At 36.7% G+C, this 25,035-nt stretch carries 20 protein-coding genes; all 20 read left to right on the top strand.

Features of this window, described 5'->3' with window-relative positions:
• Positions 1–17: 17 nt before the first annotated feature.
• The 20 genes from DXA07_RS05165 (at position 18) to DXA07_RS05065 (ending at position 25,006) form a co-directional block, all read left to right on the top strand.
• On the top strand, positions 18–923 hold the full coding sequence (locus tag DXA07_RS05165) for a hypothetical protein (RefSeq protein WP_118483719.1): 906 nt from the start codon (positions 18–20) through the stop codon (positions 921–923).
• A complete protein-coding gene (locus DXA07_RS05160; protein WP_147352505.1) occupies positions 899–4,753 on the top strand; it encodes a UvrD-helicase domain-containing protein in 3,855 nt (1,284 codons plus the stop codon). Before DXA07_RS05165 ends, DXA07_RS05160 begins: the two co-directional genes overlap by 25 nt.
• 12 nt (positions 4,754–4,765) lie before the next feature.
• The gene (locus DXA07_RS05155) at positions 4,766–7,942 is read left to right on the top strand and encodes a hypothetical protein (protein ID WP_118483715.1); all 3,177 of its coding nucleotides are present in this window, start codon (positions 4,766–4,768) and stop codon (positions 7,940–7,942) included.
• A gap of 2 nt (positions 7,943–7,944) precedes the next feature.
• Positions 7,945–9,804: a DUF1998 domain-containing protein gene (locus DXA07_RS05150; protein WP_118483713.1), complete on the top strand. Its 1,860-nt coding sequence runs from the start codon at positions 7,945–7,947 to the stop codon at positions 9,802–9,804.
• Positions 9,805–11,532: an NERD domain-containing protein gene (locus DXA07_RS05145; RefSeq protein ID WP_118483711.1), complete on the top strand. Its 1,728-nt coding sequence runs from the start codon at positions 9,805–9,807 to the stop codon at positions 11,530–11,532. It abuts the gene before it with no gap.
• Between the two features lie 171 nt (positions 11,533–11,703).
• Positions 11,704–12,633, top strand: a complete 930-nt coding sequence (locus DXA07_RS05140; RefSeq protein ID WP_118483709.1) for a macro domain-containing protein — start codon at positions 11,704–11,706, stop codon at positions 12,631–12,633.
• A 63-nt stretch (positions 12,634–12,696) separates the two neighbouring features.
• A complete protein-coding gene (locus DXA07_RS05135) occupies positions 12,697–14,397 on the top strand; it encodes an AAA family ATPase (protein ID WP_118483707.1) in 1,701 nt (566 codons plus the stop codon).
• Positions 14,394–14,954, top strand: coding sequence for a UvrD-helicase domain-containing protein (locus DXA07_RS05130; protein ID WP_118483705.1), 561 nt, complete (start codon positions 14,394–14,396; stop codon positions 14,952–14,954). The genes DXA07_RS05135 and DXA07_RS05130 overlap by 4 nt, the downstream gene beginning before the upstream one ends.
• Complete coding sequence (locus DXA07_RS05125) at positions 14,933–15,931, top strand: ATP-binding domain-containing protein (protein WP_118483703.1); 999 nt, start codon at positions 14,933–14,935, stop codon at positions 15,929–15,931. Before DXA07_RS05130 ends, DXA07_RS05125 begins: the two co-directional genes overlap by 22 nt.
• Positions 15,924–16,256 (top strand): hypothetical protein, encoded by a 333-nt coding sequence (locus tag DXA07_RS05120; RefSeq protein WP_118483701.1) that lies wholly within the window; start codon positions 15,924–15,926, stop codon positions 16,254–16,256. The genes DXA07_RS05125 and DXA07_RS05120 overlap by 8 nt, the downstream gene beginning before the upstream one ends.
• A 2-nt stretch (positions 16,257–16,258) precedes the next feature.
• Positions 16,259–16,465: a hypothetical protein gene (locus DXA07_RS05115; protein WP_118483699.1), complete on the top strand. Its 207-nt coding sequence runs from the start codon at positions 16,259–16,261 to the stop codon at positions 16,463–16,465.
• An 8-nt stretch (positions 16,466–16,473) separates the two neighbouring features.
• The gene (locus DXA07_RS05110; RefSeq protein ID WP_118483698.1) at positions 16,474–17,646 is read left to right on the top strand and encodes a hypothetical protein; all 1,173 of its coding nucleotides are present in this window, start codon (positions 16,474–16,476) and stop codon (positions 17,644–17,646) included.
• Between the two features lie 262 nt (positions 17,647–17,908).
• Complete coding sequence (locus tag DXA07_RS05105; protein WP_118483696.1) at positions 17,909–18,103, top strand: hypothetical protein; 195 nt, start codon at positions 17,909–17,911, stop codon at positions 18,101–18,103.
• Between the two features lie 230 nt (positions 18,104–18,333).
• Positions 18,334–18,936 carry a transcriptional repressor LexA gene (lexA, locus tag DXA07_RS05100; protein ID WP_118483694.1) on the top strand — a complete coding sequence of 201 codons (603 nt, stop codon included), beginning with the start codon at positions 18,334–18,336 and terminating at the stop codon, positions 18,934–18,936.
• A gap of 753 nt (positions 18,937–19,689) precedes the next feature.
• Positions 19,690–20,049: a helix-turn-helix transcriptional regulator gene (locus DXA07_RS05090; RefSeq protein WP_182427469.1), complete on the top strand. Its 360-nt coding sequence runs from the start codon at positions 19,690–19,692 to the stop codon at positions 20,047–20,049.
• A gap of 140 nt (positions 20,050–20,189) precedes the next feature.
• Positions 20,190–20,750 carry a hypothetical protein gene (locus tag DXA07_RS05085; RefSeq protein ID WP_118483690.1) on the top strand — a complete coding sequence of 187 codons (561 nt, stop codon included), beginning with the start codon at positions 20,190–20,192 and terminating at the stop codon, positions 20,748–20,750.
• A gap of 245 nt (positions 20,751–20,995) precedes the next feature.
• On the top strand, positions 20,996–23,116 hold the full coding sequence (locus DXA07_RS05080) for a recombinase family protein (protein ID WP_117599152.1): 2,121 nt from the start codon (positions 20,996–20,998) through the stop codon (positions 23,114–23,116).
• Positions 23,041–23,418 carry a TnpV protein gene (locus DXA07_RS05075; protein WP_054325472.1) on the top strand — a complete coding sequence of 126 codons (378 nt, stop codon included), beginning with the start codon at positions 23,041–23,043 and terminating at the stop codon, positions 23,416–23,418. Before DXA07_RS05080 ends, DXA07_RS05075 begins: the two co-directional genes overlap by 76 nt.
• A gap of 338 nt (positions 23,419–23,756) precedes the next feature.
• The gene (locus DXA07_RS05070; RefSeq protein ID WP_071428839.1) at positions 23,757–24,317 is read left to right on the top strand and encodes a sigma-70 family RNA polymerase sigma factor; all 561 of its coding nucleotides are present in this window, start codon (positions 23,757–23,759) and stop codon (positions 24,315–24,317) included.
• Positions 24,314–25,006 carry a hypothetical protein gene (locus tag DXA07_RS05065; RefSeq protein WP_054690455.1) on the top strand — a complete coding sequence of 231 codons (693 nt, stop codon included), beginning with the start codon at positions 24,314–24,316 and terminating at the stop codon, positions 25,004–25,006. The genes DXA07_RS05070 and DXA07_RS05065 overlap by 4 nt, the downstream gene beginning before the upstream one ends.
• The last annotated feature ends 29 nt before the right edge of the window (positions 25,007–25,035 follow it).

Raw genomic sequence — 25,035 nt, 5'->3', positions numbered from 1 at the left:
AACGAGGGTTATTAATATTGGGAACTACAAGCGAAAAAGATATGCAGGTTAGAGAGATTAAAGAAGGGTATAAATTTGCTGATAAACTGTTTGCAAAGTATCCTCTTCTCGGAAATGCAATTCTTAAAGAATCAACGCAAGATAAAATAAATGAACAGGCAAAAAAAGCATTGGATATACTCGTTGAAAATCCTTCTTATGTTTCGAGTATGCCAATAAATTGGTATTTGTTTATTACCTTGGCAACGATAAACTATGCAAAAAAATGGGATTCTAGCGAGGAAAGTCGATTTACAAAGTATATTACACTTCAATTTGGATACAGAGATGATTCAGGTAAAATCTGGGGAATAATATCCTGCTGCTTAGAAAAAGCACTTAAGTCAAAAAACAGATTTTTCCTTAAAGACGAAAATGGCAGAGAGTTTTTTGAGACGGTGCTGGTACATTCGTTTGCACCGCTGAATGCATGGGATTCTGTTTTTGAATTATTATATGATTTCTTAAGAAACAATCTGAGATGGAATTATATTAAAGAGGATCCAATCATAGAAAAGATGATTGTAGCCTTAAATGCAAAAATGAATGGGAATTCGTCAGATGATGAAGATCTGTTTATTAGTTCAAAAGAGTACCATATTAGACTTGGAGCAAAACGACTATTACAGAATAGACCAGAATATACAGTAATTCTATTTGACAGCATTATTAGTAGGATAAATGATTTAATACAGAATGCTGCAAAGGAACCAAGATCATATTTAGATAAGCTGGTAGACGTTTGGTTCGCTAATAAGATAAGCAGATTGCTAGATGGTGAAAAGGCGCAAATAACAAAAAGAGTGTCACGTACAGGTGACACTGCTTTATCATACTCAAAAATTAGAACGAGGTTGTATTGTCTTCATCGGGAATATCCATAGCTGTGCCGACTATCCGTTTAGAGAATACAGGACATAAATACGCGGAAATAAAGCTTTATGAGGAAGGAAGGTTAATTTCTAAAGAAATACTAGAAATATATGGTAATGAGCTTGGAGAAACAGTAAGTGGTTGTAGTATTCCAATTACTATTTCAGGTCTAAATTCATGCAATTTAAAAGTAGAAATAATCTGTGATGGAGACGTTATCTATGACTCCGGAAAGAGTCTTCATAAAAGATTTTGGATTTTAAAAAACGGCAAGGAAGCCAGCATAAGTGGATTAAAACCAGGAAGATATGAAATCTACGCACCTTATGTGGATAGCATATCTTTTGAAGAAGTAGACGTTTTTGAAAAAGGTAATAATTACCTAGACATTTGCCTGAATGATGATTATGCAATCTATTATAATGACAGACTTGTCGCCATGGATACATCAAATATCAGAGAGGTGACGATTTCAGAACCGGAGTTTGTGGAGGGATGTCATTATGTTACAGAAGAGGATGAGTGTAAGATAGCCCTTGTTCAGGATAGTTTTTCCATTTATTTAGATAGAGAACGTCAGGGAAATAGTATACGTATATACTGTGGAAGCGAAGAAATAGAGCTAACTGATTACTGGAAAGACGGAGACGTATGTGAAATACCCTTGAGCAGTCTTTCTTCAGTGAACAATGTGTTATCAATAAGTATTGTTAGTTTAGAAAAAAATGCGGTCATTTATGAAAAACATTTTCTCGTTCTAAGCAATTTAAGCATCTCTTTTAATAAAGATTGTTATGTTATGCAGGATGATTATGATGAAGCATTTGCTGATATTAGAATCAATGAAGAAATGCAGAGGCATAATATTCAAATAGGCGAAAAAGTCATAGTAATTGAATATGAGGATGGAAGTATAAAGGTTGATGTTCCGGCTATGACTTATCATTGGAACAACATTGACAACATTTATCCGGGAGAGAATGTATGGATTGATGACATTAAGCAGGGAGCTGAGTTAGAGATAAACTGTTCATCCGAATTGGATTTTGAAGTTGAAATCGGGGATGAGCGATTTTCGGATTCAAAAATAGATCTTTTTGCTATTGCAGAGCAGGAAAGAAGCAAGGCTTCTTATAACTATCCGGTTACTGTTTCAGTGCAGAATCATAGGTATACTTTGGGACAGATTATCTTTTCTGAAATGTTTATTAGGATGCCTGTGTTTACGTTTGATGAGCAATTTATCTACTGGGATGGTGGCATTAGCTTCATTGGAAATCGGAATAAAAGAATCAGACTGGATTTGTATGACGAAGAGAATCAAGCTTACTCATTGAATTTGAAATTTGATGATAACAAAATTGAATTACCGGAAGACTTCGTAGATGGTGAATATACATATTCAATAGTTCTGGAATCGGAAGACGAGGAGCTGATTCTTGCGCAGGAAACGCAGTTCTTTGGAAACCCGAATAAATACAGATTTGAGAATAAAGTAATAGAAATCTTTGAAGTTACTGAAGATGTTGAAGAAGGGACAAAACCCCAGGAAATAAAGCCTGTTTACATTGAGAATATTAAGTTTATTGAAAGAAATTTTTTGGCATCGGAAGATGGTATTTTTGATATTTATGAAGGTCAGATGTTTTTTGTTAGGCCTGATGGAAGTAAAAAGTACTATTCACGTAAATACTATACCAACAAGCAAACAGGTTTTTCGTTCTATAAAATCAACCCGGTAAAAATAATCTATATTAACGAAAAGCTGTTACGAATTGTAAACGAGGATGATGAAGGACTCTATTGCTATGACAATTTTGGAACTTCCCCAAGATTGGAGATTACAGATAGAGAACCAAGGATTGGTGCAAAAAATTATAAAGATATACTTTTTTATTTATACGGGTCGAATGTAAAGAGGCTAAGAGCGCAGGTTACCACACCTGTTATTTCCACATCTTCAAATGTAAGGAACGATTTTGAAAAGTATGTTGAGATAGATCAGCGTGAAGTTATTGAAGCGGATGTATCAAGGCGCATGATAATAAATGCCGGTCCAGGAACAGGTAAAACGTGGACCTTGATTGAAAAGATAATAAATCTTGTAGATGTTCAGGAAGTGGATCCTGAAACTATTTTGGTGCTTTGCTTTTCAAAAGCTGCAGTAGAAGTTGTAAAGAATAGATTAAAAAAAGCAGCTGATGAAGAACGTGTATCAGAAGTAATTAATCTTGTTGATATCAGAACCTTTGACTCATTTGCTTCACAAGTATTGTACTGGGTAAAGGATGAAAGTGAATATGATAACCTGCAATACTATGACATTGGAAAATTGAACTATGATGAGAGAATTAATCTGTTTACGAGTACTATAACGGATTTGCCAGAGCTAATGGAACAATGTTGCCATCTGTTTGTTGATGAGGTTCAGGATTTGGTAAAGGAGCGTGCACGGATGGTGCTTGCTATTATAAGAAATATACCGGAGCCTTCAGGAGTAACATTGCTTGGAGATGCTTGTCAGTCAATATATGACTATCAGGCAAGAAATGACCGGATGACTTCAAAACAGTTTTATAGTGTTATGGCAAATGATATGCCAAAATTCGCGTACTATACATTTACAAGAAATTACAGACAAGAGGATGAACTTGCATATTTAGGTGATGGGTATAGAAAGCATATTTTAAGTGGAAGAATTAAAGACTGTGATTCTTATTGGCATAATGATGTCGAAAAACGAATACATCAGTTCAAGGAGTATGATGCTGATAAGATAACACAAAATAGTTTAAGAGAATTACTGGATTCAGGAACTGTAGGAATACTGACCAGAACCAATGGCCAGGCACTGAAAATATCAGCGGCTTTGAAGGAAAAGGGAATTAATCACGTTTTAAAGAAACGATTACGAGATAACACATTAAATAAATGGATAGCTTTGGTTTTTAATGATTATGAGCTGACTTCAGTAGATGAAGATGACTTTACAACCCTATACAATCAAATAGCAGATCCTGAAGACGCAGAATCGTATGAGGTATGGAATGCTATAAAAGAAGCTGCGCGCGTTTCGTCAGAAAGAATTGGTGTGAGAGATATATTGAAGGGCGTAATGACCAATTCAAGATCTATGGTGTTATATTCGCATGAAAGGGTATCTGGTTTAACTGTTACGAATATTCATAGAGGAAAAGGACGAGAATTTGACGCAGTATTAGTTGAAAACGATATTTTCTCTGAAGATGAAAAAGAGTTAGAAGAACATAAAGTTTGCTATGTCGCATTGACTAGACCTAAGCGTGAGATATATAGAATAAATGCAAAAGCAGATTATATTCGAATTGACAAAGAAGGCGATAGACGATGCTTTAAATCTGATTATGTAGGGTATAACAAACAACGCTTGACGTATTTTGAAGTTACAGGGGAGCCAGATATAGATTTAAGATCCTTTGTACGAGAAAGTGGAGCACAGCTTTATATCAGGGAAAACTATGATGACCTCGTAGGAAAGAAAATTGTTTTGATTAAAGATAAACATAAGTCGGAGTTTGTACGTTACAAAATTGTTCTTGTTGAAGATAATTATGTTCTTGGATATACAAGCAAAGAATTTTACGAGTCATTAAGTAGAGCACTGCATATAGTTTATAAGTTACCTTCAAGAGCAGAATTGTACTTTAATGTCTATCCGGAGCGTTTTACAGACATATATGTCGATGATGTTATTTCTGTAATTGATCAGCTTGATGGTTCAGAAATGGGTGTAAAAGCCTTTGGAGAAATGGTCACTTGGAATGCAGTTACCATTGTTGGTTATAGCAAAGCGGAATACTAATAGGAGAATGAGATGGCGGATTATAAAGAGTTCTATGAGGCCCGAAAGGAAATCATAGACATAGTAAAAAAAGACCTTATTGGGCCTGTATATGAAGATGAAATACTGGTTGAGCGTCCTACACAATATTATGTTATGGGAAAACTATATCCAAGAGCAAAGGATGAGCAGGATAATGAAAGCGATACAGATGAGGATGTAACAACAAACTCTGGCATGGATCAGAATACTGATTCATATGACAGTGCATTGGCGTCCACAAACGTTATTGATCCAAGTACTATGGGTGTTACTTTTACAGTAAAGCCAGGTGTTAAGCAAATAAAAGTGTCTGTAAGCTATGCTCAGTATCATTCAAATACAAAGGAAGAGATAGATAAACAAGGACTTGATGTTAGTAAATATGAAAATGATGTGACTGATAAGACGTTATTTTGGGTTAGAGAGCCGGGAAAACAGGCATTTGTATTTGATATAGGAAAAGATAAAGAATACAGAATTGTTGATGAGATATATCTTAGGTCGTTCACTCACAAAACATTTGAGAGTGGGGAAACAGTTATTACCATAGTTCTCACAAACAAGTATGTAATTGATCAGTTTGATTTTGATGAAAAGAATAATCACTCTTTATTTCAACCAGAAATTACTATCGTTTCCGATGAAATGGAAGGAAGAGTGTTTACTTCTGTTCGCAGACAAATTGAACTTACTGACGATGAAGAACTATCAGAGCTTGATATGTTATATGCAGCTAATGGTTGCTTTGGCCAAGGGCATGGTTGTGCTGTTGAATGGGATATAGAGAAGGTAGAACCAGACTATATTAAGAGCTCGTTTATGCCTGCATTTAATCTTCTTCAAATGAAGGCACGTCAAATAGAGAATAACCCTGTGTTCAACATGAAATATTTACACACAGGAGATGCCGAAGAAATAATTGCTAATTTAGAGAGTTTTGTAGATGAATATAGAGACTGGATTAAGAAGCTTAAAGAATCCATTCCCAAAGAATATGCGGAAAGTGCAAATAATAATATAAATAAGTGTCTGACTGTTTGTGAGAGAATTGAGCAAACAGTTAAGACTCTCGGAAACAGTGCGAAGGAAAATGGAAATGCATGGAAGGCTTTTAGATATGCAAACGAAGCTATGTACATGCAAAGACGACAATCAATAATAAAGGGTGGAAGGGAACCAAAAGATGAGAATATTAATTGGTATCCGTTTCAGCTTGCATTTATGATGCTTGAAATAATGTCATTTGTAGATCCGACTGGGGATGACAGAAAGACGGTTGATTTGTTGTGGTTTCCTACTGGTGGTGGTAAAACCGAGGCATACTTAGGAATTGCTGCCTTTTGTATTTTTTACAGAAGACTAAGCCATGAAGAAGGTGTAGACGGTGTAACTGTTTTGATGAGATATACCTTACGATTGCTAACGATTCAGCAGTTTGAAAGGGCTAGTATCTTGATTTGTGCTTGCGAATTGTTACGAAAGAAATATGCTTTACTGGGCAGCGAAATATCAATTGGATTGTGGGTTGGAAATAAACTTACTCCAGGTACGATTGAAGTGGCAGATACTACTTTGGCAAAGTTACATAACAATGGAAATGTAGATCAAGATGAGGCGGATCCATGTCAGATAAAGATTTGTCCTTGGTGCGGTAAAAGAATATATCCTAAGAATTATTCTATTAATGCTGCAAAAACACGTATGAACATAAAGTGTACAAATGGCGAATGCGTTTTTTCAAAAGAGGAAAGCTTGCCTATTCACTTAATTGACGAGGAAATCTATGGAATTCGACCAACATTTATAGTTGCTACGGTGGATAAGTTTGCTCAGATTACGTTACAAGATAAACCGGCGGCGTTGTTTTCAGTCGATAAACAATGCCTTCCTCCTGAATTGATTATTCAAGATGAGCTTCATCTTATTTCCGGACCATTGGGAACAATGACTGGAATATATGAGGCTGCAATAACAAAAATATGTGAACGTGATGGGGTACCAGTAAAGGTTGTAGCTTCAACAGCAACTATTCGTAATGCGGATAAGCAGATTAGAGCTTTATATGGAAGAAAATTTGCTCAGTTTCCGCCACAGGGAACATGTGCGGATGATTCCTTTTTTGCTGTGAAGTCAACTCCAGAGGAGAGACCGGCAAGACTATATATGGGAGTTATGGGAGTTGGAGCGACTTTTACAACAACTCTTATAAGAGTGTATGCGGCATGGTTGTTTGCCTCCAGATATCTGATTGATAAAGGATATAGTGATAAAGCAATCGATAACTTCTGGACGTTAACTGGATATTTCAACAGTATTCGAGAATTGGGTGGTGCACAGACACAGGTTGTAGATGATATTCAAAGTAGATATCAATACTTAAAGGATAAGAAATTTGCGGATTTTAATCCTAAATTTACCGGAAATAATAAATATGAGTATTCTGAAGAATTAACGAGTCGAATGACGAATGACCAGATTTCAGATATCATTCAGACTCGACTTAAGGTCCCATATACAAGTGAGAAGGGTGAAGATGTACCATTTGATTTTATACTTGCATCAAATATGATTTCAGTCGGCGTTGACGTAGGTAGATTGGGAACGATGGTTGTTGCTGGACAACCCAAAACAAATGCTGAGTATATACAGGCTACAAGTCGTGTTGGACGTGATAATCCAGGTCTTGTGTTTATGATTTATAATGCATCTCGTTCTAGGGATAGGTCGCACTATGAACAGTTTTTAAGATATCACGCTGCACTATACCGTTATGTAGAAGCTACAAGTTTGACACCTTTTTCAGATAGAGCCAGAGATAGGGGACTTCATGCATTATTTGTAACGTTATGTAGATACATGTGCCCTGAATTGCTCGAAAATGAAAATGCTTCAAGATTTGATCCGTCGCTTCCAGAAGTTAAAGAAGTTGAGGATATTATATTTAAATATGTTCAGATCGTTGATAAACGTGAGTTAGATAATGTCATCAAAGAAGTGAAGTTCATTGAAATGAAATGGGCAGAAGAGGCTCAAGGTGAACTGTGGTATCACAGAAAAAAGAAGAGATCTTTGTTAAAAGAAGATATCGAAGAAGATGATAGATTTAGATGTATGAATAGTATGAGAAGCGTTGAAAAGCAGTCTGGATTATATTTGCTAGGAGATTAATTATGAGGATTGGACCCAAAAGCGCCAAAACAAAGAAAGACGCAATAGGAAAGTTAAGGAAAACGCAATTAATTACTACATTCGCACCGGGAGCAATAGCAGATATGCCGGATTATTCTGTTATTTTGGCAGCTACTGATTATTGGAATCATTACAGCCCTGTAATACATGAACCTAACCTTGAAAGATTGCTTGGTATAAAAGGTTTTAAAGAACCATATGCTACCGATTCAGAAAACCCTAAAGGAAATCCAGACGTACCAGCATTCCGGTTTCCAAGGATGCATTTTTGTCCGAAATGTGGAGACTTGAAGGATTATAAATTGTTTGGAGATGCAAAGCATAAGAAATGTCAGTGTGGAAGACAGTTGGTTCCTTCACGTTTTGTTTGTTCATGTATCAATGGTCATCTGGAAGATTTTCCGTATAAATGGTGGGTTCACTATGGAAACTATTCTGAATGTCCTTCTGGTGATAAGTGGGATCAGACTAGTATTGAGTTCAAAAATACCACTGGCGGATTATCAAGTATTGTAATCAAGTGTAAGGCGTGCGGTAAAACCAGAACCATGGAAGGTTGCATGAGTAAGGATGCGTTAAAGGGATATAAATGTAAAGGTAAAAGGCCATGGATAGGATTTGATAAACAGTTTGATGATGTGGAAAATTGCATGGCTCCGATGAAGACGTTACAGCGAGGGGCATCTAATGTTTATTTTAGCGTAACACAGAGTGCGTTAACGATTCCGCCATATAGTCAAAAGATACAAAGCGATTTAAGCGATAAGTGGGAAGAAGTAAAAGGACTGTTTGATAACAAAATGGATGATGAAAATATAAAGATAGTTCTTGGGGCATCTATATTTCGTCAAACAATACTAGAAGGAAGATATTCTGCTGACGATTACTTCAAGGCAGCTAAGGAACGTTATCAGATGGAAAACCCTTCAGAGGAAGTAGAGATTGAAGATAACTATACAGAGAAGAATCTTTATCTAGACGAATATGAAGCATTATGCGCAGGATATGAACAAGATGAGGATGATGTGGAACCAGAACAATTTATTGCGGTTGAATCTGAGATTCCTGATATCTTGGATGGATTTGTAGAATCTGTAATGCTTGTAAAAAGACTTCGTGAAGTATTAGCTGTCAAAGGCTTTAGGCGCATAACCCCAGAAAAACCACACCCAGATGATAACAGAGCTGTTGGGATGGATGGAAGGAAATATCAACCTGTTTGGAACAAACCACATGATTGGATGCCGGCAATACAGATGCGTGGTGAAGGCTTGTTCCTAAAATTTGATGAAGAAAAATTAAGAGAATGGGAAGACAGGAATTCCGCCAGGTATGATCTAATGAAAGAACGTTTAGGAGACTACAATATTGGTAAAGGCATGATGTCGCCAAGATATGTAGTTTTGCATACATTTGCTCATCTTCTCATAAGACAATTAACTTTAGAATGTGGTTATTCAGGAGCTGCGTTGAAGGAAAGAATTTATAGTACATTCCCAGACTCAGATAAGCCTATGGCAGGAGTGCTAATCTACACTTCTTCTTCAGATTCAGACGGTAGTCTTGGAGGATTGGTAAGACAAGGTGAACCAGAATTGTTAGAAACAACAATTAGAAATATGTTACAGGAGGCTTCCTGGTGTTCATCGGATCCTTTATGTAGTGATTCAACGGCTCAAGGATTCAATTCTCTGAATTATGCGGCATGTCATGCTTGTACATTATTACCGGAAACCAGCTGTGAGGCTAGAAATTGCTTGCTGGATAGAGTTTCTATAGTTGGAACCTATGATGATAGAAGTCTTGGATTTTTTGGAGAACTACTTGAGGAGGAAGAATAAATGGCTAGGATGATACCAGCTACAATAAGCCCTGATGTTAAAAGTCCGGCCGAAAGAATGATCTATAGTTGGCTGAGCAATTTAGAATGGGAAAATTGCATTGTTTTACATTCGTTGGGAATGGCTGAACATGTTGACAAAATATTTGGTGAAATAGATTTTGTTGTCATCGCTGATGAAGGAGTTTTATGTATAGAAGTCAAGGGAGGTATTGTTAAACGCCAAGGTGGTGATTGGCATTTTATAAATCGATATGGTAAGGATTCTACAAAGAAGGAAGGTCCTTATCAGCAAGCGCAGGGAAATGAACAATCGTTAAGATTATACTTGGAAAAAAGGCTTAAAAATAAGCAGGATCCTATTTGTAGATGTGCTTATGCCAATTGCGTTATGACTCCGGATTGTGTGATTGATGCGGATGATAATATAGAAATTATACCTGAAATTACTTTTGATAAAAGAAATACAAAAGAAGATTTGTCTAAGTTTTTTGAGAGATCTTTCAAGTATTGGAAGGATAAGACGATGGAAAAACATCATTTTTCTGGAAGACACTTGCAGGATGAGGATAAAGAACGATTAGTAAGTATTCTTCGTGGTGACTTTGCGTTTGTTCCGGCAATGTCATTAGCGTTAAAAAGAACGGATGAGATGCTGGCTTCTTTAACAGACGAACAGTACATAATCATGCAGGGATTTCACTCAAAGAGAATGCTGGTTTCCGGTCCAGCAGGTACTGGGAAAACGATGCTAGCTATGGATCAGTGCAGAAAACTGACAGCAGAAGGATATAACGTGTTGTATTTATGCTACAACAAGTTAATTGCAAACTATGTAAGAAAGAATTTTGAATTAGAGAAGCAGGATATAGATGTTTCTACTTTACATAGTTTTCTTATGAAGAAAACTGGTGAAACTGAAATCGAAGATGCCAATTTCTTTACAGACATCTTGCCTAATAAATTCATAGATGGAATTGATGAGTATATGCCAGATAATGAAAAGTATGATGTTCTGGTTATCGATGAAGGACAGGATCTAATGAATACAGTTTCTGTCTTGTGCTTGGAAGGAATGGTAAAAGGCGGTCTGAGCAAAGGAAGATGGACTATATATTATGACAAAAATCAGAACATCTTTGGGAAATACGAAGAACTTCAGGATATTTATGATGAATTAGAAGATTATGGTGCCTCATGCTATGAGCTTTCTGTAAACTGCAGAAACACCAAGCAGATTGCAACAGGAAACTGGTATGCAACAAATATCAAGCAGGCTTCAATAATGAAGGCTGATGGTGAAGTGGTTGGTTATCATAAATATGATAGTAAGACTGCTGAAAAAACGGATGTCTTGAAACTTATTAGACGACTTCTTTCAGAAGGAATCAGTAGAAATGATATCGTTATCTTGTCTCCGTATAGAATGGATAACGCAAATAGCTGTCTTTATAATGCATCCATTCCATCTGATATTGGTGAGATAAGATTAAATGAATTTAATAAGCTGGATAGTGATGACTTTATAAGATTTTACACGGTAAAAGCGTTTAAGGGACTTGAAGCCAGAGTGATATTGTATATTGATATTGATGGTTTTGAGGACGACGATGAAAGGTTATTAAACTATGTAGCGATGTCTAGGGCAAGAACTCTTCTTGAGGTATTTTATAAAGCTGATTTGGAAGAAGAGCGCCAAAGGATGATGTTAAATAGTTATAATCTATAAAAATGCGTATGCCAAAGTAGTTGTAAAAAGGTTTGATAATATGAAGAGAGACGTTGTTTGACTGGGAAGCAGTTAGTGCTATCAATGGTGACTTGTATATTGTGTTTATGATTGATTGGGGATATATAGATTCCTTTTCAAAGTCTCAGTTAGAAAGGGCATGGTGACGTTTTGAGCTCAATTGAGATTAAAAAAATTAGTATAACAAAACTTGATACAGATGCCATTGTTAATGCTGCTAATGAAGGGCTGTTGGAAGGTGGTGGAGTATGTGGAGCAATCTTCCGAGAGGCGGGTTCAGTAGAACTCACAAAGGCTTGCAATGCTATTGGTGGGTGCAAGACTGGAAATGCTGTGATTACTCTAGGGTTTAATCTCCCAGCAAAGTATGTAATTCATGCTGTAGGACCACGATGGTTTGACGGGAAGCATAATGAACCTAAGCTTCTTTACAGTGCTTATAAACAATCATTGCTTATAGCAAAAGAAAATGGGTTGCATTCTATAGGCTTTCCTCTTATATCTGCTGGTATTTTTGGCTACCCTTTGGATGGAGCATGGAGAAAAGCCATCCAGGCTTGCAACGACTTTATTTGTAATAATTTGGACTACGATATTAAAGTTATCTTTGCTGTTTTGGATGATAAGATTCTTACAGCTGGAGAGAAAATTATTAAAGATATCGTAGTAGATGAGAAAGTTAAAGATAGTGTAATTAAGTGGTGTGAAAAATATACGGTTCTTTTTCATTCTATAAATGAGGATGATGAGTTAAGGTGTTTTTTTAAAGGCTATAATGTATATCAGCCGCCTCAGGGACATCACGGGCTGTATCAAATTTTAAATGTCTGTATGCAAGAAGCCTACGACAGCAATGTGGTAATTACGGATTATGGTAATGTCGTTGAAGATGGGAAGTTTTCTGATAGAGATTTATCCTGTCCTTCAAGAGAATGGCTGGCTACTCTTACAGAAAAACAAATCCTTGCAGTTATTGCATGGCATTTTAGAAGAGATCATTTTTGTGAGGGTAGTTGGATAGGTGAATCTGTTGCAGATGGACATATGGCAATATTAGTAGATACTTTGTTAGAAAAATGAGTGATTTATATAAGACATTAAGAGTCTTACTTAATAGTAATTAGAAAAGGGGCGACTGGTGAAGTGGAGTTTAAATCTATTAGCATAAAAAATTTTAGAAATTTTGAGGAGGTTACAGTTGATCTTTCTAATAAGAATATCTTTTTTGGAATGAATGATGTAGGAAAGACAAATTTTCTATATGCCTTAAGATATGTTTTTGATAAAGAGGTTAGAAAGAACGAGTTGCTGGATTCTGACTTTTATCAAAAAAACACGGCTGAACCTATTGATATTGTTGTTGCAATCGATATAAGCGATGTGGCTGATAGTGATAGTCAGAAATTGAGGGCAAGGGTAAAAGGCAATATTTCTTCTGGTGATAATATTGTATTTATCAAGTTACATGCTGTGTATAACCCTAGCGAATTAATTGCAGTTCCTGAAATGTATTGGGGAGGCGATTTAAATAATTTAGGAGAAATGAAGGCAAAATCCACATATTTTGAATTGGATTATGTGTTTAAACCGATTTATATAGATGCATACGTTGATTTAAATACTTTATTTCGGAAGAATTCAAATCAACTTATAGTTAGTCAAGATGAAACAGATGAGGACACTATTACTGAGATTGAAGGAAAAATACGAGACTTAAACGAAACGATCGGGTCCCTTTCTGGAGTAAAAGCTTTTGAAGATAATGTTACCCCTGAGTATAAGAAATTTAAGAATGAAGATATTGAAGTATCAGTAAAGTCAGAAATTGCAATTAAAGGCTTATACTCAAATATTGTTCCTTACATCAAGAAAAATGGTGAGGATTTATTATATCCTACAGCTGGAGAGGGAAGGAAAAAGCTTTTAGTTTACTCTATATATGATTTACTTGCAGGGACAGATCAGAATGCAAAAAAAATCAATATTTTCCTCATAGAGGAGCCGGAGAATCACTTGCATAGGTCAATGCAAATGGCAATTTCTAGAGTTTTATTTGGCGAAGATAATTACAAATATCTTTTTGTTACCACGCATTCCCCGTTAATACTTACAGAGATGGATAATGTTAATCTCGTTCGAGTGTTTAATGAAGGAAGATTAGATACAAGAGGAGTGTTTTACAAAGTTCCAGATGAATATAGGCAAAAAAAGAAAATGCTTAATAGAGGGCTATCAGAAGCTATTTTTGCAAAAAAAGTTTTATTGGTTGAAGGACCTTCTGAAAATGTCCTTTTTACAAAAGTGCTGTCTGAGATAAAGCCTGATTATGAAGTTGATGGAGTGTTCATATTACCTGTCAATGGTATTACCTTTAGAGCTTATAAAGAAATACTTGAGGCACTTGACATTAAAACCATAATCAAAACTGATAACGACTTAAGGAAGACAAATACTCCTGGTCAATATAGTGTGCTTGGCTTTTTACGTGTAAATGGGTATGTTACGGGAGTAAAATTACCGGAAGCTAAAATTTCAGCAAGTGGTTCGGGCGATATAAATGCTAAGCGTGATTTATATGATAGTAATAGAATTCGTTTGGATCAGATACGTGAGGAAGAGGAAATCTTTTTGTCGCATTGTGGATTAGAAGAAGATTTGGATGAAATTCTTCATGATGAGATGGTGACATACTTACCTGAAAGTAATGGTAACCCAATTGAATATTTGCAAGATGCAAAGAATTATCATATGGTTGAGTTAGTAGATAAGCTTAGTTATGACGATTGCCAAGTTATATATGATGATTATAATTTTGCTTGCTTAAAGGAGGTAATGGAAGAATGAAAAAACCATTATCTCCTGTTCAAGAAGATATAGTGAATACTTCTGGGAATATTATTGTTAAAGCTAGCGCGGGTACTGGTAAGACTCATACAATGGTAACTAAAATAGAAAAAGATATAGCTGATAATAAAAGCCATAAGGTTATTGCAGCAATCACTTTTACTATAAGGGCAGCGGGAGAAATAAGGGATAGGTTACCAGCTATTTCAGAAGATCATTTTATTGGTACAAATAATAGTTTTGCTATTGAAGAAATCATAAAGCCATTTATGAAGGATGTATATGGACGCGATTATGATAAAGAAATGGGGACGGATTATGAGGTTAAAGTTGAAGACTTTGACGAAGGAATTGACGAAATAAAGGAAAGTGGAATAATTGCGTCTCTTAAGGATAACAAGGAAAATTTCATTTTTAAACTGGCTCTTGATATTGTAAAGAATTCATTTGCTTGTCGTGAGTTTTTAAAAGCTAAATATTTTAATATATATGTTGATGAATATCAGGATTGCGATAAGGATATGCATGCTTTTTTATGTATTTGTGTGATGAGTTAGAAATAAATACATTTGTTGTAGGTGATGCTAAACAATCCATATATATGTGGCGTGGAGCATATCCTAAAGCTTTTGAGAGTATTTGGGAAAAACCAAATTTTGAAAAAAAATTCATGGGTGAAAACTTTAGATCTTGTGAGGCAATACAGAATTATTCGAATATGTTATGCAAGGAAACAAGGTCTTTCGTTAGAGATATAGATGATGCTTCCGCAATAAGACTCGTGTGTACAAATTTAAGAGATTGGCCTATAGATATATTAAATGAAATAGATTTAAGTAAAAAAACTGCAGTTTTAAGATATAGTAATGATAATGCAAGAGTCGCTGCAGAATTACTTTCAGATGACACTAATGAGTTTATTTATGTACCGACGCCTCCGATTGCGTCTATCACGACAAATACCGCTTGGCTTTACACGGCTATTGCTAGTTTTTTTATCATAAAAACATATTCTGTTTATGATATTATTCAAGTTATTCCAGATGAAGCTGTTGGATATAAGAGTTTGAAAAAGAACATACAAGCTCATTTGGATAAGATAAGTGAAACGCTAGATGCTAAAGATGAAGAGGTCTTTATGAACAAAGTAAAGTCTTTGGCTGATTATTTGGGCTATGAGACAAAAGATATTCACTTGAAAAAACTTTACAAAACCATTGTTGACGAAAATAATCATTATTATTTCTTACAAGATAGTATACAGAACATTTCAATGACATTTCATTCATCTAAGGGACTTGAGTTTGATCAGGTGGTATTATTTGCTGAAGATTATAATCTCTATTATCCTGATAGTATTTATAACCATTATGTTGCAGCAACAAGAGCGAAAGAGCGACTAATAATAGTTTATTTGGGTGAAAGTAAAGATCAAAATTTTTACAGAAATCTCAGCAATAAAATAGCTGACATGAATAAGAAAACAGAAGATTTTATGAAAATTATTATAAAGGATAAAGCTTCTAATGAATAATAAATATCCTGTTATTACGCTGTGTGGAAGTACACGCTTTAAAAATGAATTTATGGAAGTGCAGAAACAGCTTACTTTGGAGGGTAACATTGTTATTAGTGTTGGCCTCTTTGGTCATTCCGGAGATTCTGAGGTTTGGGAGAATATGGATGAAGGAACGCTGACCAAAACCAAGGAAATGCTTGATGATATGCATAAGCGTAAGATTGATATGGCAGATGAAATATTTGTAATCAATGTTGGTGGTTATATAGATGACAGTACACGTTCTGAGATTGATTATGCTGTTAAACATGGTAAGAAGGTTCGCTACCTGGAGGATTAAACATGGGGATTTTTACTGATGGAGATAACGAAGAAGATGAGTTGTTTGATTTGTATATGCTGAATGAAATCCACAAAGACAGTGGCGGAAAGGCTAACAAGACTGCATATTCGGGTGGTGGATGTCTTACATGTTTATTATTTATGATAGGAATTCCTTTTTTTGTTTATAATGGGATGCTTGTGGGTTTCTGTTTAGAGAAGAGGTGAATAATCTGGTGAAGCTTTCTGACTACTATATCTCGACTTATGCAAATGATAAAAATCAGGAGAGTCAAAAGAATGAAAGAAAGAAGGTTCATAATTTAATAAAGAAATTAGAGAAGTCACCAGATATATTTGGAGGACTTGCTTTTGATTATATTACCGTTGAAGAACAGGCTAAGATTGTGCATTTCTTTTTGGAGGAATGTAGCCAGCGTCAGATAGTAGATAATTTAATTAAGGTCAATGTTGATGCGGATTTCAGTGTTTTTGAGAAAGATTTGCATATGAAAGCCTATCTGCCGAGTGCTGTTCCGAACTATAATCCATTACCGGTAGAAGAGGCCATTAATGGAATAAGGTATGTTATTCGAGCAACGCCCAATAATCTTGATGAGTTATTACATTATTTGATAGAGGCTAACGATCAAGTTATTCGGTCTTATATGAAAGAGTATGAATTGCATAAGGCTATAGGCATCAAATTGGACTGGATACAATATGTAACAGATTACATAGACTATACTCTTAATGATGTATTTCAGTTTTTAGTATATCCTATAATGATGTATTCTAAGAAGGCTAATTCGTTGGAAGTAATTGAACTTCTATCAAATGAGACGGATAGATTGACAACTAGCTTTAAAAATTCAATTTCACAGAATTACAATAACATATTTGGTTCGGAAGGTTTAAAAGCATCAAGAATATTGTATTATTTTAGATATTTTATTGAGCATCGTAATAGATTGTTTGAGAACTCTGAAATATACCATATACTAATTAGAGAAATGGAAAAGTATCCTGAACTATTTTCTGATGTTCCTGAACAATATAAAGCAGAAAATATTCTTTTGACAGATGAGCAGATTGAGAGCGATCTGTACAAAACAATTTTTTCTGAAGGCATAAGGGTTCCAAATATTGATAATAAGATAGCTATTGCACGAAAATTGATAAATGTTATGCAAAAATATGGTGGCCGATATTGCGTAGATTCGAGTCTTCAAGATATTAAAGTATATTTTAGAGAAATATTTATGAGTAAAGAAACATACCACAGGCAGAAGACCAAGAAAATAGTTGAGGATTATCTGGCTCATGTGGATGAATTCAAAGAAAAGAACTTGCTAGGATTACCTGATTTTCAACGCCAAAGTCAGTATATTTTTTGCGTGAAAAAATAAGTCGAGGTTATTTTCGTGAAAAAAATCTGTCAGAAGCATATGCGGCAAAAGTGTTATTGACTGAAAAGATTAATACGTTGTTATTGAAATGCTATTGGCTAGCAGATAGTAAGACAGCTTTAAACTTAATTCATGATTATAATCATGAATTGCTGATGTGTTATGAAGATTTCCTGAATTAATTTCTTGCAAAACACATACCCCGACAACTTTCTCTCCGAGTGATATAAATAGAATATACTAATAGAAAGGAGGGGAAGAGATGTCTCAGAAGAACCTAATAGTTTATGGCAAGAACGGTAAAAGACTTGGTGGAGGTGCGGCGCAGCTCAAACACATTAAGGACAACGGTGGATGGGATGAACATCATCGTCAGGTAATAGCAGATGCGGTTGAAGTTGCATATCAGGCCTTTGAAGAGAATGAAAATCGAGTAAGACTTAGACTCGTCAAGTGAGATTTTAGCTTTGATGTAGACTTAGCGAAGAAAGACCTGTCCCAATATTAGGACAGGTCTTTTGCTACAATTAGAATCATAAAAGGGGGAAAGGGGGAGTGCACGATTTTCGAGCTTATCGGCCATTTCAAAGTTTTTGTAGATTGTTATTGCAAACGCGTGTTCGAAGTATTATACTTTTAATCAGAAAGTAACGAAAGCGGATCGCTTCCTTTAGAAAGGGGCGGCGTATGAGACACAAATCTACAGAGCTTATGGGTACTATTAAGGCCTTTGTAGAAGAATACTACAAGAATTATCGCCACTCACCGTCGACAACGCAGATTGCTGATGCGGTCGGTATTGCCAGAGGAACTGCATATAAGTACCTGGTAGCCATGAATGAGAATGGCATAATCAGATATGATGGCCAGCAGATTTCTACTGAACAGACCGAGAAGGTTCAGACAGAGTTTACAAGTGTGGCACTACTTGGTGCTGTTTCCTGCGGCGTTCCTACGCTGGAGGAAGAGTATATAGAGGAATACGTGTCATTGCCTGCTTCGATGTTTGGCAAAGGGACTTTTTTCTTACTTAGGGCAAGGGGCGAGTCCATGATTGAAGCCGGAATTTCTCCGGGAGATCTGGTACTTGTCAGAAAGCAGTCAGAAGCCATGGATGGCGATATTGTTGTTGCCTTGGTAGCGAATGAGAACACTCTGAAGCGCTATTTTGTAGACAAAGAGAATCAGAAGATCAGACTTCATCCTGAGAACAAGACCATGAAGGACATCGTTGTTTCGGATTGTAAGATTCAGGGTGTAGCCGTCAAGGTCATTAAGAACCTTGAATAATGTGCGCTAAACAGTTTAAAAGATCAGAATAGTCATTGCAGTTGATAATGGCAGTGTTGACTACACTTACGGAAAGGTCATTGTCGGGAGAATTATGTACACTCATCATATCGGTTTCTTTCCCTTTTCCGAATGAGAGATATCAACCTTGATAGTCAAAGGAGGCGTGATGTTGGTGAGTTTTGCGGAGGAAAAAACTGGGGAATGTGTGGTATGTTGCCACAGATGTGGGGCATTTCTTATGGAGTCAGCTAGTACAACTTCGTATATGGTTTGTCCGGAATGCGGTGCCCGTCTTGTTGTGTGCGTGAAGAAAGGCAAGGTATCCGTATTTGATGATACTAGATCTGAGGAGGAGCTTGCTAAGAAGAGACATGCTCGATTAACCAGATATGCCGCCAAGATTAACGAAATCGTTAAATAGCTGTGGCAGTTATATCATAACAATTAAATATGGATGAGGTTATCAGGGAGATCACTGGATTGGTCGCATAGATGATGCGTTAAAAGACTTACAAATGAGTGACGCCTGGTATCCAAGAGTTTGTGAAGAGAGTCGTATTTACTACGGATAAATGCAGCCAGGGAGCGTAAGACATCTATTCAGATTAAAAAGGGCCTGCAAAACAGAAGCTAACTTGAAGTATGTTTTTACATACCAAGAGATTTAGTAGTTGTTTTGCAGTGCTCTTTTTATTTTGCGCTTTTTCCGGTTCGCTTCTGTTTTGGAAGGCACCGGAAAGGGTGCAGATTATGAAGAAGGTAAACAGAAACAATGGAGCAATTGACGTAACAACAGTTGGCGGAAGAATTAAAAAGCTTAGAACAGATGCAGGGTATACCCAGGAGGAGCTTGCTGCAAGACTTCATCTTGAAGGTAAATCTGCCATTTCCAATTATGAGAATAACAGCAGAGGTGTTTCAGCTGAGATGCTTACCCAACTGAGCCGCCTGTTTCATGTATCTGCTGATTATATATTGAACGGTGATACGACGGATAATCTTGATCCTGTTGTGAATGAAGCAATAGAGATTCTAAATAATCTGAAGACGGATAAGGCAAAGCAGTCTGCACTTGCGATGCTTAGGCAGATTCAGATTCTTGAGGGCTAAGGTACACAGTATGTGAACCTTTGGTACACGTTTGCGGTAACGATTCATAAGCCCGGTTTCAATAGAATGAATTATGTAAAGAAGTTACGAAGCGGCGCGCAGCCTAGTGACATAAACACAACTGAATATAGGAGGTGTATATGGCCACTAAGGTTAATTTTTATGAAAACTACGGTGACAAGTCAGCGAGGGAGAGGGCCGAGCTGATCTATTCTAATTACTCTTCCTTCCAGGGAATCATCGGGGATTGCAAGATGAGATTGATCTACGAGATCAAGGCTGAGAAGGAGAGAAGGTGTAGCAATCACAAAGATGAACTTGGAGTCCGTATTCAGAATTTGGGTAACTACAGTAATCCTACAGCGGATGAAGCGGTTCTTGATGTAATGCTTGAGGGAGCTATCAATGGACTGAATTCAGCAGAGGATGCTTTATCAGATCTGGCTCTGGTACAGGAATTCAAGCGAAGAGAGTATGTCATTGTGATGATGGTTGATGAATACGCTTCTTTCAGAAGGCACCTGCATGCACTTAGCGTGAAGGAGCAGGAGATTATCATTCCGCTTCTTAAGCAGGAGAAGGACTACTATACACTTGCTGAAGAAGCTGGTGTAACGGTTCCTGTAGTCAGGAGAAAGGCAAGCCGTATTCATTGTGAATTGATTTCCTACATGGAAAATTATTTCATTGAGAAGCTTTAGGAGGGATGGTCATGAAGGAATTAAAAGAGCTTACATTTCCTCCAGAGGGCTATACTTTAGTAGGACGATAAATAATGCGTTTCTAAATTGAAAATAGGCTATCAAAATCGGTCTTGGAACTTCAAAAAAATATTTTGATTTTCTTGAAAAACAGTTCCGCTTTGTACCCCTATTTTCTCCTATTAGCAGAGGGAGTAATCCCTGTAATGCTAAATCGGATTACATAAGGAAAGGAGGATAAGAGAATGTCAAGGAGTTCAAAGATTACAGCACTCTATGAGCGTTTGTCGAGAGATGATGATCTTAATGGTGAGTCAAATTCAATCACCAATCAAAAGCAATACTTGGAAGATTACGCCCGAAGAAATGGTTTTACGAATATCCGTCATTTTACTGACGATGGTTTTTCGGGTGTAAATTTCAATCGTCCGAGTTTTCAGGAGTTGATTAAGGAAGTAGAAGCAGGAAATGTCGCAACGATTATTGTTAAGGATATGAGCCGATTAGGGCGAAACTATCTGCAAGTCGGTTTTTATACGGAAGTTCTGTTCCCACAGAAAGATGTCCGTTTCCTTGCGATAAATAACAGTATCGACAGCAATAATGCTTCTGACAATGACTTTGCCCCATTTTTGAATATAATGAACGAATGGTACGCAAAAGACACAAGCAATAAAATCAAGGCTGTGTTTGACGCCCGTATGAAAGACGGAAAGCGTTGTAGCGGTTCAATTCCCTATGGATATAACCGATTAGCAACCGACAAACAAACGCTTGTCGTTGACCCTGTGGCTTCTGCGGTGGTAAAGCGTATCTTTTTGCTTGCCAACGAGGGCAAAAGTCCGAGAGCAATCGCTGAATTGCTTACCGAAGAAAAGGTTTTAATTCCGGCTGCACACGCAAAGGAATATCACCCCGAACAGTATAACGGAACAAAGTTTTCAGACCCGTATCTTTGGGGAATGTCAACCATAAGAGCGATTTTAAGCAGACAGGAATATCTCGGTCATACTGTTTTGCGTAAATCGGTCAGCACCAATTTCAAACTGCACAAAAGAAAGAATACCGATGAAGATGAACAGTATGTATTTTATAATACGCACGAGCCTATCATCTCGCAGGAACTTTGGGACAGCGTTCAGAAGCGAAAGAAACGAGCGAACAGGACAGCGGCAAGAGGAACGCATAGCAACCGTTTAAGCGGTTATCTGTACTGTGCGGATTGTGGCAGAAGAATGACCCTGCAAACGCATTACAGTAAAAAAGACCGTTCGGTGCAGTATTCTTACCGTTGCGGCGGATATGCAAGCAAAGTAAACTCCTGCTCTGCCCATTCAATTAGTGCTGATAATGTTGAAGCCTTGATATTATCGGCTGTCAAACGATTATCAAGATTTGTTCTGAATGACGAAGAAGCCTTTGCAAAGGAACTTCAAGCACTTTGGAATGAAAAGCAGACAGAAAAGCCAAAGCACAATAAATCGGAATTGCACCGTTTTCAGAAGCGATACGATGAATTGTCTAAACTTATTCGTGGCTTGTATGAAAATCTTGTTTCGGGATTACTGCCCGAAAGACAGTATAAGCAACTGATGAAGCAGTACGATGACGAACAGGCTGAGCTGGAAACGAAGATTGAGGAAATGGAAAAGGAACTTACCGAAGAAAAAGTAAATGCTGTTGATATTAAGCATTTCATTTCTTTAATTCGCAAGTGCAAAGAGCCGACAGAAATTTCCGATTTGATGTTTGCTGAACTCATTGACAAGATTGTGGTTTATGAAGCAGAGGGTGTGGGAAAAGCAAGGACACAAAAGGTTGATATTTACTTCAACTATGTCGGGCAGGTCGATATTGCCTATACAGAAGAAGAACTTGCTGAAATAAAGGCACAGGAAGAACAGATTGAGATGGAACGCTTGGCAAAACAGCGTGAGCGTGAAAAAGCCTACCGAGAGAAGCGAAAGGCGAAAAAACTCGCTGAAAACGGTGGAGAAATCGTCAAGACAAAGATATGTCCTCACTGTCAAAAAGAGTTTGTGCCTACAAGTAACCGACAGATATTCTGTTCAAAAGATTGTTGCTATCAGGCAAGGCAGGACAAGACAAAAGCCGACAGAGAAGCTGAAAAAGGAAATCATTATTATCGTCAGCGTGTCTGTGCTGTGTGTGGCAGTACCTACTGGCCTACACACAGTCAGCAGAAATTCTGTTCCGAAGAATGTCAAAAGATAAACCATAACGAGAAGTCTTTGGAATTTTATCACAAGAAGCAGAAGGAGAAATCAGAATGCAAAGATTTATTACAGACGAAAGAACTGGTATCCAGTACGAACTCATCGGAGATTATTACTATCCCTGCTTGACGATAGAAAACGAAGAACCGCCTACGCTCACAAAATACGGAAGAATGAGGGAAAGATATTTGAGGGAGCATAGGAAAGTCTTATATTGCAATCTGCTTACAAGCGGAAAGTTATATGAACACCTTGCTGAAATTGATACTTCGGCGTGTAATATGGCGGAGTATCTGATAAAGGAAATGGCAAGAAAACAAGGTGTGACGGAACAACTGAAAGCGGAGGATATGATGAGATGGGTCGGATTGATGAATAATATCCGAGCCTGTGCAGATGAGATTGTATTGAACGATATTGTGTATTCCTAATAGCATACCAGCGAAAAGGAACTGCTGTCTTTACTGATGGCAGTTTTCTTTTTCGGGAAGTATTCAAGAAGTCATTAAGTCGTGAGTGTAATGGAAGTGGTTAAATTGAAAGTTCATAAAGATGGTATGATGTGTTAAAATGAGAGTGATGAATTGTAATTTTCCGCATTGAATATTAAGAGACTTGTAGGTGTAAGCCTTTTGCTGTTTTATTATATTCTTTCAAAAAATGAAGCTAATCTTTGAATAAATATTTTTTGAATTTAAGTGACGCTTGACACATTTTTCCCGTTTATTAGGGTGAAAGGCCTTAATACAAGGGAAAGGAGGAGAAGCCTATGGATGATAAGCAGATATTAGATTTATATTGGGAGCGCTCCGAAGCTGCTATATCCGAAACTTCAAAAAAATACGGAAAGTATTGCAGATACATAGCCTTTAATATTCTTCACAATGACGAAGATAGCGAGGAATGTGTAAATGATACTTATTTAAGAGCTTGGAACAGCATACCGCCTAACCGTCCATCTGTCCTAAAAACTTTTTTAGGGAAGATTACTCGCAACCTATCTTTGGACAGGTACGAACTGCTTAATGCAAAGAAACGTAATGGTGGGCAAATGCCATTGGTTTTTGATGAAATACAAGAGTGCATACCATCGTTGGATAGTACAGAAAACATTGTTGAAGAAATCGCTCTAACGGATATTCTCAACCGCTTTCTTTCTTCCCTGTCATTAGAACAGCGAAAAATCTTTATGAGAAGATATTGGTATTTATCGCCCATTAAAGAAATTGCAACGGAATATGGTATGAGCGAGAGCAAAATCAAGATGTCATTATTTCGTTCAAGGAACGAACTCAAAAAATTGTTAGAGAAAGAAGGTATCTCTGTATGAAAGAAAAGAAACTTTTAAGGGCATTGGGAAATGTCGATAATCAGTATATTAAGGAGGCTGAACCTATGAAAAAAACAAGTAAAATAACTAATCGGCAAAAATGGGTGTCTGTTGCAGCTTGCTTCGTACTCGTTGCTGTGATTGGAGTGGGAGTTTTTCAAAGCAATCTGTTTGGTACAAAAAACGATATTGCCACGCTGAATGATGGAGAAACAATTACTTTTGTTAAAAATGACTTATCACAATCTTCAATTAACTTAAATGTAACAACAAGACCTTTGAGCGATGCTGAAATTGAAATGCTTTTTGCAGACTTGCCTGTTACCGCAGATGCTTATTTTGATGCTGACAATCATAATATTCTGGGTTTTGAGGGAAAAATTGATGATACAAGAATGGTAGTTTCTAAACAGGGTGTAAATCTATTAGATACTATCATTGATGGAAATACAATCACTTCAAGTGTAGACGGCGTTGATATCAACGCAGGATATTTCGTAACAAAGTCAAATAGTCAAGGTGTCAAAACCGTAATATATTATGCAACCTTTGATATGGGAGAGAACACTATTTATGTAGAGTATTCTGGCGTTGAAAATGAAAGTGAAACTGTAAAAAACAACTTGGCAGACACAATTTTGAAGTTGATTGAGAACGGTGCATTTGATTTGAGCCAAATCCAAGAATAATCTGCAAATTTCATATACTAAGAACTTGA

This window comes from Clostridium sp. AM54-37XD, from assembly GCF_003478225.1.
GTDB classification, from domain to species: domain Bacteria; phylum Bacillota; class Clostridia; order Lachnospirales; family Lachnospiraceae; genus Coprococcus; species Coprococcus ammoniilyticus.
Note: the sequence above shows the minus strand (reverse complement) of the source record. Positions and strands in the feature narration are given on the sequence as shown.